Origin of the sequence: Halomonas rhizosphaerae, from assembly GCF_030010555.1 — a bacterium.
Classification (GTDB): Bacteria; Pseudomonadota; Gammaproteobacteria; order Pseudomonadales; family Halomonadaceae; genus Halomonas; species Halomonas rhizosphaerae.
The window spans coordinates 19690-30395 of record NZ_JASCQP010000041.1 but is presented as its reverse complement, the minus strand read 5'-3'; the positions used below and the strand labels follow the sequence as shown (position 1 = coordinate 30395).

Annotated in this window: 6 protein-coding genes; 1 reads left to right on the top strand and 5 read right to left on the bottom strand. The window is 70.8% G+C overall.

Annotation, left to right across the window (positions count from 1 at the left end):
• From pgi to ptsP, 4 genes are all read right to left on the bottom strand, one after another.
• Nucleotides 1-1581, bottom strand: a 1581-nt coding sequence (gene pgi / locus QLQ83_RS17390) for a glucose-6-phosphate isomerase (RefSeq protein ID WP_282736777.1), incomplete at its 3' end; no start/stop codon positions are given.
• Nucleotides 1582-1655: 74 nt separating this feature from the next.
• Nucleotides 1656-3413: a PTS fructose-like transporter subunit IIB gene (locus QLQ83_RS17385; protein ID WP_282736776.1), complete on the bottom strand. Its 1758-nt coding sequence runs from the start codon at nucleotides 3411-3413 to the stop codon at nucleotides 1656-1658.
• Nucleotides 3410-4384, bottom strand: coding sequence for a 1-phosphofructokinase (pfkB, locus tag QLQ83_RS17380; protein WP_282736775.1), 975 nt, complete (start codon nucleotides 4382-4384; stop codon nucleotides 3410-3412). The genes QLQ83_RS17385 and pfkB overlap by 4 nt, the downstream gene beginning before the upstream one ends.
• The gene (gene ptsP / locus QLQ83_RS17375; protein WP_282736774.1) at nucleotides 4384-7278 is read right to left on the bottom strand and encodes a phosphoenolpyruvate--protein phosphotransferase; all 2895 of its coding nucleotides are present in this window, start codon (nucleotides 7276-7278) and stop codon (nucleotides 4384-4386) included. The genes pfkB and ptsP overlap by 1 nt, the downstream gene beginning before the upstream one ends.
• A 220-nt stretch (nucleotides 7279-7498) precedes the next feature.
• Between ptsP and cra the strand changes: the two genes are divergently transcribed.
• Nucleotides 7499-8506: a catabolite repressor/activator gene (cra, locus tag QLQ83_RS17370; protein ID WP_282736773.1), complete on the top strand. Its 1008-nt coding sequence runs from the start codon at nucleotides 7499-7501 to the stop codon at nucleotides 8504-8506.
• Nucleotides 8507-8510: 4 nt separating this feature from the next.
• On the opposite strand, the gene QLQ83_RS17365 is transcribed toward cra, so the two are convergent.
• The gene (locus QLQ83_RS17365; protein ID WP_282736772.1) at nucleotides 8511-10694 is read right to left on the bottom strand and encodes an ATP-binding protein; all 2184 of its coding nucleotides are present in this window, start codon (nucleotides 10692-10694) and stop codon (nucleotides 8511-8513) included.
• Between the last annotated feature and the right edge of the window lie 12 nt (nucleotides 10695-10706).

The following is a 10706-nucleotide window of genomic DNA, read 5'->3' as shown; positions in this document are numbered from 1 at the left end:
GAAGTGTCCGCGCACCAGCGCCAGCAGGCCCTGGGTGGAGGCATCGAAGTCCTGGCTGTGGGCGTCGATGCGCTCGCTGATCTCGCCGGCGATGCGCTTGCCCAGCTGCACCCCCCACTGGTCGAAGGAGTTGATGTTCCAGATCACTCCCTGGACGAACACCTTGTGCTCGTAGAGCGCGATCAGCGCGCCGAGGTTCTTCGGTGTCAGCTCGTCGAGCAGCAGCACGCTGGAGGGGCGGTTGCCCGGGCAGCTGTAGGGGTCGAGCCGGCTGCCGGTCTGGCTGCCCTCCATGAAGGCGTTGGCCTGGGCCAGCATGTTGGTGAGCAGCGCGAAGTGGTGCTCCTCCATGCCCGGCTCGGGCCTGAGCGAGGCGATGAAGTCGATGGGCACGTAGCGGGTGCCCTGGTGGAGCAGCTGGAAGAAGGCGTGCTGGCCGTTGGAGCCGGTCTGGCCCCAGACGATGGGCCCGGTCTTGTAGTCCACCGGGTGGCCGAAGATGTCCACCGACTTGCCGTTGGACTCCATGTCGAGCTGCTGCAGGAAGGCCGGCAGCTGATGCAGCGCCTGGTCGTAGGGCACGATGGCCTGGGTCTCGGCGCCCTGGAAGTTGATGTGCCAGATGCCGATCAGCGCCATCAGCACCGGCATGTTCTCGGCGAAGGGCGCGGCGAGGAAGTGCTGGTCCATCTCATAGGCGCCCTCGAGCAGCTCCATGAACCCCTCGAAGCCGATGGAGAGTGCGATGGGCAGGCCGATGGAGGACCACATCGAGTAGCGCCCGCCGACCCAGGCCCAGAACTCGAAGACGTTCTCCTCGCGGATGCCGAAGGCCATGGCCGCCGCCTTGTTGGTCGAGGCGGCGATGAAGTGGGCCCCCACGTCGGCGTCCGGGCCGGCGTTGTCCAGGAACCAGCGGCGCGCGGTATGGGCGTTGAGCAGCGTCTCCTGGGTGGAGAAGGTCTTGGTGGAGACGATGAACAGGGTGGTGGCCGGGTCGAGGCGGCTGAGCACCTTCTGGATATGGGCGCCGTCGACGTTGGAGACGAAGTGGAAGCCGAGCCCCGGGTGGCGGTGCTTGAGCAGCGCCCGGCAGGCCATGTTGGGGCCGAGGTCCGAGCCGCCGATGCCGATGTTGACCACGTCCTTGATGCGCTGGCCGTCGTACCCCGTCCACTCGCCGCTGCGCACCGCCTCGGAGAAGGCGCGGATCTGCTCGCGGGTGCGCTGGATCTCCGGCATCACGTCCTGGCCGTCGACCTTGAGCGGTCCCTCACCGAGATTGCGCAGGGCCGTATGGAGGACGGGCCGGTCCTCGGTGACGTTGATGATGTCGCCGGAGAACATCTGGGCGCGGCGCTGGACCAGCGCCGAGTGCTCGGCGAGCTCGATCAGCGTGGCCAGCACCGCGTCGGAGACGGGCTGCTTGGAGTAGTCGAGGAAGAGCCCGCCGACGCGCAGGCTCATCTTCTCGAAGCGCTGCGGGTCGGCGGCGAAGTAGTCGCGGATGCGGTCGTTGGCGGTCTGCTGCTGCAGGCCCTGGAGGGCCTGCCAGGTGACGCTGCGGGTGAGCTGGAACATGGGGGGAACTCCATTGATCGGTAGTGGGCAAGGCGCGGGATGATTCATGTCACGCGCAATGAATCCGCCTTTCCTCAGGCCCTGGCCTCGACGGCCACCGCCTGGCTACCGCGCTTGATCGCCGCATAGCCGAGGCCGGTGACCAGCGAGCCGATGATGATGGCGGCGAGATACAGCAGGACCGGATTGATGGCGTTGGGGATCAGCAGCACGAAGATCCCGCCATGGGGCGCCATGAGCTTGGCACCGACCAGCATGGAGAGCGCACCGGTGATCGCCCCGCCCACCATGCACACCGGGATGACCCTCAGCGGGTCCTTGGCGGCGAAGGGAATGGCGCCCTCGCTGATGAAGCAGAAGCCCAGCACGAAGGAGGCCTTGCCCGCCTCGCGCTCCGGTTCGGAGAACTTGTGGCGTGCCACGAAGCTGGCGATGCCCATGCCGATGGCCGGCACCATGCCCGCGGCCATGATCGCCGCCATGGGGCCATAGGTCTCGGAGGCCAGCAGCCCCACACCGAAGGTGTAGGCGGCCTTGTTGACCGGCCCGCCCAGGTCGAAGCACATCATGGCGCCGAGCAGGATGCCCAGCAGCACCGCATTGGCCGAGCCCATGTTCTCGAGGAAGGTGGTGAGCGCGGAGAGGATGGCCGCCACCGGCTCGCCGACGACGTAGATCATGGTCAGACCGGTGACCAGGCTGGCGATCAGCGGGATGATCAGGATCGGCTTGAGGGACTCGACGCTCGACGGCAGCTTGACGTGGCGGGTCACGGCCAGCGCCACATAGCCGGCCAGAAAGCCCGCCAGGATGCCGCCGATGAAGCCGGCGCCAATCTCCGAGGCCAGCATGCCGCCGATCATTCCCGGCGCGATGCCCGGACGGTCGGCGATGGAGTAGGCGATATAGCCGGCCAGGACCGGGACCATCAGCGCGAAGGCGGTGCCACCGCCGATCTGCATCAGCGCTGCCGCCAGGGTGCCCTCCTCCTGAAAGGCCTCGATACCGAACACGAAGGAGAGCGCGATCAGCAGGCCCCCGGCCACCACCATGGGCAGCATGAAGGAGACCCCGGTGAGCAGGTGCTGGTAGACGCCCTTCTCCCTGCTGCCCCTCTTCGCCTCGCCCTGGGCCGACGACGCGGCGCCGCCCGCCTGCTCCACCTCGGCCTCCTCGAGTGCCGCCTCGATGGTCGGCTTCGGCTTCTTCAGGGCGTTGCCGGTGGAGGTGCGGTAGATAGGCTTGCCGGCGAAGCGGGCCGCATCGACCTCGATGTCACAGGCCAGGATCACGAGGTCGGCCGCGGCGATCTCCTCCTCGGTGAGCTGGTCCTGGGCGCCCACCGAGCCCTGGGTCTCCACGCGGATCTCGTGGCCCAGCGACCTGCCCGCCTCGGCCAGTGCCTCGGCGGCCATGAAGGTGTGGGCCACGCCGGTGGGGCAGGCGGTCACCGCGACGATCTTGCAGGCGTCGTCGTGTCGGGTGCCGGCGGCCATCGGGGCGGGCTCCTGCGCCGATGGCTGGAAGTCGCTGGCCTCGCGGCTGGCCCGCTCGAGGAAGGCACGCGGGTCGGGCAGGGCCTGGTCGATGGCGGCACGGTACAGCCGCTTGCCGGCGAAGCGCTCCGGGGCCGGCACGTGATCGGCGGCGACCACCACCAGGTCGGCCTCGGCGATCTCCTCGGCAGTGACCGGCGTGAGCGGCTCGAGTTCGCCGTGCATCTCGACCCGGGTCTGCCAGCCGAGGCGGCTGGCCGCCTGCTCGAGGCGACGGGCGGCGAGGAAGGTGGTGGCCATGCCGCTGGGGCAGGCGGTGATGATGATGGCGTTCATGCGAGAGCTCCCCCTGCATCGACGTCGTTGAGACGGCGAACGCGGGTCTGTTGTTGGAGTTGCGGGAAATCCGGGGCACGGGCGTCGCCCACGCCCACATGACGGACGGATTCGGCGGAGAGCGCCGTGGCCAGGCGCAGCACCTGCTCGGGGGGATGCCCCGAGAGCACGCCGTGCAGCATGGCGGCGACCAGGGTGTCGCCGGCCCCCACGGTGCTGGTGACGTCGAGGCGCGGCGGCAGGGCCTGCCAGGCGCCGCGCCGGCTGACCCAGAGCACGCCTTCCGGGCCGGCAGAGATCAGCGCCTCCTCGACCCCGTGGGCGTAGAGCCTCAGCGCCGCCCTGAGCCGGGCGTCGGCGCTCGTCAGTGGCGTGCCGGCCCAGGTGGCCAGCTCCTGCTCGTTGGGCTTGACCGCCGAGGGGCGTGCCTCGATGGCCGCCGCCAGGGCCTCGCCGCTGGTGTCGACCCATACCGGGAGGTCGGCCGCGCGCAGGCGGGCGACCAGCTCGGCGAGCTCAGTGGGTGAGATGCCCGGCGGCAGGCTGCCGGCGATCACCACCGCCTCGGGACGCCGCCGGGGATCGGCGGCGCGGGTGTCGAGCCAGGCGAGCAGTCGCTGCCAGGCCGCGTCATCGATGGCCGCCCCGGGCCCGTTGATGTCGGTGACCCGGCCGTCGGCCTCGGCGATCTTGGCGTTGATGCGGGTCTCACCCGGCACCCGGATGAAGGCGTCCTCCACCGCCAGGGCCTCAAAGGCACGCAGGAAGGGGCCGTCGTTGTCGGCGCCGAGAAAGCCCGAGACGCTGACCTCGTGGCCGAGCTCGACCAGCACCCGGGCCACGTTGACCCCCTTGCCGGCGGCGGCGAGGTGCGTCTCGCGGGTGCGATTGACCTCGCCCGGCACCAGGCGGCCGAGGCTCACCGAGAGGTCCAGGGCGGGGTTGAGGGTAAGGGTCAGGATCCGGGCCATCAGCGCACCTCCAGGGCGTCGCGCACCGCCTCGCTGGTGGCCTGGGCCAGGGCCAGCTCCGCCTGGCCACGCGCCTCGGCGAGGTCGAACTCGGCGAGCCGCGCCTTGACCAGGGGCACCTGGCGGGCGCTGACCGACAGCTCGTCGACGCCGAGCCCCACCAGCACCGGCACGGCGACGGCGTCACTGGCGAGCTCCCCGCAGACCCCGACCCACTTGCCGTGGGCATGGGCGGCCGAGACGGTCATCTCGATCAGCTTGAGCACCGCCGGGTGCAGGCCGTCGGCCTGGGCGGAGAGCTCCGGGTGGCCGCGGTCGATGGCCAGGGTGTACTGGGTCAGGTCGTTGGTCCCTACCGAGAAGAAGTCCACCTCGGCGGCCAGGGTCGGCGCCAGCAGGGCGCAGGAGGGCACCTCGATCATCACCCCGAGTTGGACGTCGGAGGTCCGCTCGGTCTCGGGAATCTCCTCGAGCAGGCGGTCGAGGATCGCCTTGGCGACGCGGAACTCGCTGACGTCCTTGACCATCGGCAGCATGATGCGCAGCGGCTTGCCTTGTCCCGCGGGGCCCGCCGCAGGATCGCCTGCCGCCGCCATCAGCATGGCGCGGAACTGGGTCTCGAGTACCCTGGGCCTGGTGAGTGCCAGGCGGATGCCGCGCAGGCCGAGGAAGGGATTGTCCTCCTTCGGCACCGGCCAGTAGGGCAGCGGCTTGTCGCCGCCGACATCCAGGGTGCGCGCCACCAGCGGGCGGCCGTCCAGGGCGTCCAGCGCCTCGCGGTACTCGGCGACCTGGGTCTCGAGGTCCGGCTCCTGGGCATGGGCCATGAACAGGAACTCGGTGCGCAGCAGGCCGACGCCCTCGGCGCCGCGTTCCACGGCATCGGCCGCATGGGCGGTGTTGCCCAGGTTGGCGGCGACCTCGACGCGATGGCCGTCGCGGGTGCGGGCCTCCCGGAAGCGGGCCTCCCAGGCCTCGGCCTCGCGGCGGCGGCGCTCGGCCAGGCGCTGTTCGGCGGCCTCACGGCGCGCGGCGGAGGGGGCCGGGATGACCCGGCCGCGCTCGCCATCGAGGATCAGCTCGGTGCCATTCGCCAGGGTCAGCACCCGCCTGCCGCCCCCCACCACGGCGGGAATGCCCAGCGCCCGGGCCAGGATCGCGCTATGAGAGGTGGCCCCGCCGCGGGCGGTGAGCAGGCCACGTACCCGGGAAGTGTCGAGGCGTGCCACGTCGGAGGGCCCGACGTCGTCGGTGACCAGGATGTAGGGATGATCCGGCGGCTCGGGCAGCGCGACCCGGCAGAGGATGCCCAGTACGCGACGGCCGACGTCGCGCAGGTCGGCGGCGCGCTCGGCCAGCAGCCGGTCGGCGAGCATCTCCTGGGCGTGGGCGGCGGTCTCGATGGCGCCCCACCAGGCCGCCTCGGCGGAGCTGCCTTCCTGGATCTGCTCCCGGGCCGCTTCGAGCAGCTCGGGGTCGCTCAACATCTCCTCGTGCATGGAAAGGATCTGCGCCACCTCGCCGCCGCGGGCCTCATGCACCAGGGCCTCGAGTTGCTGGGCGCCCTCGTGGATTGCCTGCTCGAGACGGCGAGCCTCGGCGGCAGGGTCCTCGGCCCGCTGGGGATACTCGAAGTGAGGCGTGCGCAACACGAAGACCGGCGCGATGGCCAGCCCCGGCGAGGCGGCCACGGCCGGGTGAGGCTCATCGGCGGGCAAGGGCTCCGGCGCCGGCTCGTCCACGACCGCCGCCGTCTGCTCGCGACTCTCGTCGAAGGGCAGCACCTGCTCGCCGAGCCCCTCGGCCACGGCGTTGCAGACCGTCTCCAGGGCGGCCTCGGCCCCGTCCCCTTCGGCGGAGAAGATGAGCTGCTGTCCACGGCGTGCGCCCAGGTTGATCACCCTCGTCAGGCTGCTGGCCGAGACCGCATCGAAGCCGCCATCGGCCAGGCGTACGCGGATCGCCAGGCCCTGGGCGCGCGCCACCTGCACCAGCTGCTTGGCCGGTCGGGCGTGCAGGCCGTGGGCATTGAGCACCCGGGCCTGGCGGGTGCGGGCCGCGGCGGATTCACCGGCAAACCGCGCCAGCAGCGTCTCGGCATCGAGGTCGTGCAGTTCGCGCGCGACCCCCGCGTCCAGCAGGGCGAGGAGCCGCTCCAGCAGGCCGCGATGAGCATCGCCCTGGGCGGCCAGGCAGAAGACGCCGGTGACCCGCTCACCCGCCTCCTCCAGGGGCGTATCGGCGGTCGCCAGCGACAACGCCGGCACCTCGACGCCACGATCGCTGCTGACCAGCCACAGCCCCTGGCCGAGCCCCAGGGGCGCGCGATCGGCGACGCTGACCACGAAGTCGCTGCCCACGCAGCCGGCCTGGCGCAGGCGCGCCGCGCCGGCCAGCGCCAGCTCCTGGCGGTCACGGGCGGGAAAGCCCAGGCAGAGGGTGTCGGCATCCAGGCGCGCCTCGACCACCGCCTTCGACAGCAGCCCGGCGATCTCGCTGCGCGAGCCGGCGGCGGCCAGGCGCTCGGCGACGCCCTGACGATCCAGCACATGGGTCAGCTGGCGCAGGATGTCCAGGTGCTCATCATTCTGGGCGGCGATGGTCACCAGCACATGCACGCGATTGCCGTCGTGCCACTCGACGCCTGCCGGGAACTGCAGCACGCGCACGCCGGTACGGCGCACGTGCCGACGGCTGTCGGGGGTGCCGTGGGGAATGGCGATGGCATTACCCAGGAAGGTCGAGGACTGCGACTCGCGGTCGAGCAGGCCGTCGCGGTAACCGCGCTCGACCATGCCGGCCTCGTGCAGGGCATCGGCGGCCTGGTCCAGCGCCAGGCGCCAGTCGTCGGCCCGACAGTCGAGCAGGATATCGTCCTGGCGTAGGGTCAACATGGGTCTCTCCTGTTCGCGCGGGTGACGCGGGCGGTGGTCGCCTCTCGCTCAGCCACTCGGGGAAGTGGTGCACCCGATGGCTGAATCGTGTCACCTTGATGCTATTCATGCTGAATCGATTCATACTGGTTGGCAAGGCCGATCCGCTACGACTTTGGCAGGGGGTGCAGGCCTCGGCCCGTGACGTAGAATCGCCCCCCACCCGTTACCGAGGACGCCCATGACACTCGCTGAAATCGCTCGCCTGGCCGGGGTCTCCCGTACCACGGCCAGCTATGTCATCAACGGCAAGGCCCGTGAGCGGCGCATCAGCCAGGAGACCGTCGCCCGGGTGATGACCGTGGTGCAGCAGCACGGCTACCGGGTCGACGCCCAGGCCGCCGCGCTGCGACGGGGGGCGAGCCGCCTTCTGGGGCTGATCATCCCCGACCTGGAGAACGTCAGCTATGCGCGCCTGGCCAAGCGGCTCGAGCGCGGCGCCCGGGAGGCGGGTTACCGGCTGCTGATCGTCGGCTCCGACGATGACCCTGAGAGCGAGCGAGAGCTGGCCCTGGCGCTGCGCGCCCAGCGCTGCGAGGTGCTGATCATCGCCAGCTGCCTGCCCATGGAGGACCCCTTCTATGCCGAACTGATGGCGGCCGGCCTGCCGGTGGTGGCCGTGGACCGTGGCCTCGACCCGCGCCACTTCGCCAGCGTGGTCAGCAACGACCGGGAGGCCGCCGAGCGGCTGACCCGCTCGGTGCTCGATGACGCGGTGACGCGCATCGCCTGGCTGGATGCGGTGCCTGCCCTGTCGATCAGCCAGGAGCGCCGCGCCGGCTTCCAGCAGGCCCTGGCCGACCATCCGCCGCCGGAGGTGATCACCTGCGCGGCCCGGCGCTATGACTGCGTCGAGGGGGGCCGGCTGATGCGCGAGCTGCTCGATGGCCACGGCATGCCCGACGCCCTGGTCACCGCCTCCTACACCCTGCTCGACGGGGTCTTCGACGTGCTGCTGGAGGATGGCGGCCTGCCGCCAGCGCTGCGCCTGGCTACCTTCGGCGACAGCCGCCTGCTGGACTTCCTGCCCCTGCCGGTCAACTCCGCGGTCCAGGACCATGACCGCATCGCCATCCTGACCCTGGCGTGTGCCCTCGCCGCCGTGCGGGGCGACTACCGGCCGGGCCTGCAGGTGGTTGAGCGCCACCTGAGATGGCGCCTTCCCGGGCGCGCCGCCGCCCGGGCCTGATGAGTCACTCGCCCTGCATCCAGGCCTCCAGCGCCGTCAGGGTCTGGGCCAGGCAACGATGCAGGGCACCCAGGCCAACTGCCACCTCGTCCAGTCGTCCTTCCCGGCCCAGGCGCTCCAGCCGTGCGGCCAGCCCGGCCACCTTCACCGCGCCAAGACTCGAGGCCTCCCCCTTGAGCTGGTGGGCGAGATACTCGACCCGGCGTGGTACCCCCTCCGCCACGGCCTGCTCCAGGCCGTCCAGGTGCTCTGCCGCCTGCTGCCGGAAGAGGGTGATCAGGGCGGCCAGTCCCTGCTCGCCCAGGCTCTCGCCCAGTGCCGTGAGGGTAGCGGCCTCCAGCGTCTGGCCGGCCGTCCCCTTCCCCGCCGTGGCAGCAGGACGCCCGACGCCGGGCATCGTCCCCGCCGGACTCAGATGCCGCTGCAGCGTCGCCATCAGGGCGTCCTGGAACAGGGGCTTGGTGAGGTAACCATTCATGCCGGCCGCCAGGCAGCGGGCCTGGTCCCCACCCGGCCCCCCGGCGGTCATGGCCACCACCGGCACCTCGGCCGACCAGCCGCCGCGGGCACGCAGCCGGCGCGTCGCCTCCAGCCCGTCCATGCCGGGGAGTTGCACGTCCATGAAGATGAGGTCGAAGCGCTCCCGGCCCGCCTGGAGGAGCGCCGCGTCCGCCGTGTCGGCCACGCTGACCCGGCACCCCAGCCGTTCGAGCATGGCGCGGGCAACCTGCTGGTTGACCGGGTTGTCCTCGACCACCAGCAGCCGGGCGTCGGCCACGCTCTGCTCGGGAAGAGACGCCACCGTCTCCTCCGACTGCTCGCCGCTGTCCGCCACGCTCAATGGCAGCAGGAACCAGAAACGGCTGCCGTGGCCCACCTCGCTCTGAAGCCCGATACGCCCCCCCTGGGCCTCCACCAGCCGTTTGCTGATGGCCAGCCCCAGGCCGGTGCCGCCGAAGCGTCGGGCGGTGGAGGGGTCACCCTGCTGGAAGGGCTCGAACAGCTGGGCCTGGCGGCGAGGGGCGATGCCGCCGCCCGTATCGATGACCTCGAAAAGCACCTGCCCGTCTCCCTCGTCACGGACCCTCAGGCGCACCTCCCCCTGCTCGGTGAACTTGATGGCGTTGGAGAGCAGGTTGAGCAGCACCTGGCGAAGTCGACCGGCATCTCCCAGGAGGTACGGCGGCAGCCCGGGATCGAGCTCGCATGCGAGGTGAATGCCCCTGGCCTCGGCCCGGGGCGCGAACAGCGAGATCGCGCCATCGACCAGTTCGCCGAGGGCGAATGGGCGCGCCTCGAGTTCCAGGCGCTGGGCCTCGATCTTGGAGAAGTCCAGGATGTCGTTGATCAACTCGAGCAGCAGCCGGGCACTGTCATGGATGGTATCGGCGAAGTGACGCGCCCGGTCGGGAAGCGGCTGGCCCTGCAGCAGGTCGCTCATGCCGATGACGCCGTTGAGGGGGGTACGGATCTCGTGGCTGACCGTGGCCAGGAACTCAGACTTGGCACGGTTGGCCGATTCGGCCTGTCGGGCGGTGACCTCCAGCTCGCGGCTCAGCGACTCCAGGTCCCGCCGAGCGGCGGCATTGTCGCGGGCCTCGCGAAACAGGAAGGCGACTACCAGCGAGCCCGCCAGGCTCATGGCCAGGATCAGCAGCAGCAACACGCCATAGAGGGTCTGCAGCCGCTCCCGTTCTCGCGTGGTGGTCTCGGCCAGGTGGCCATTGATGGCGATGATCAACCGCTCGGTCACGCCGCCCAGGGTCTCGAGACGCTGGGTCAGGCTGCCTCGGGCGTCATCGTCGAGGCGCTCCAGGCCACGGATCTGCTCATCCAGGGCCTGCAGGTGCCGCTCGATCTCCGGGATCAGCTGCTCGGCCACACGGATGTTGCCGAGTAGCTCGGTGATGTCGCCATCCTGCAGCAGGGTGAGACGGCTGTAGAGCAGCTCGAAGCGCAGGCGCAGGGCCTGAAGCGACTCGCGGGAGAGGTCGGGTCGCGCAAGGAAGCTGCGTAGCTGCACCGTATCCCGGTCGAGCTTGTAGGCGTGCCAGGCCGCATCACCCCCCACGCTCTCGGCCAGGCTGTCCTGGCGCCAGGCCACCAGGCCGACCACCACCAGGGCGGCGGCGAAGAACACCAGGGCAGCGATGGCACCCAGCTTGAGACGCAGAGGATAGCGCAGCACTTCGGGTCTCCG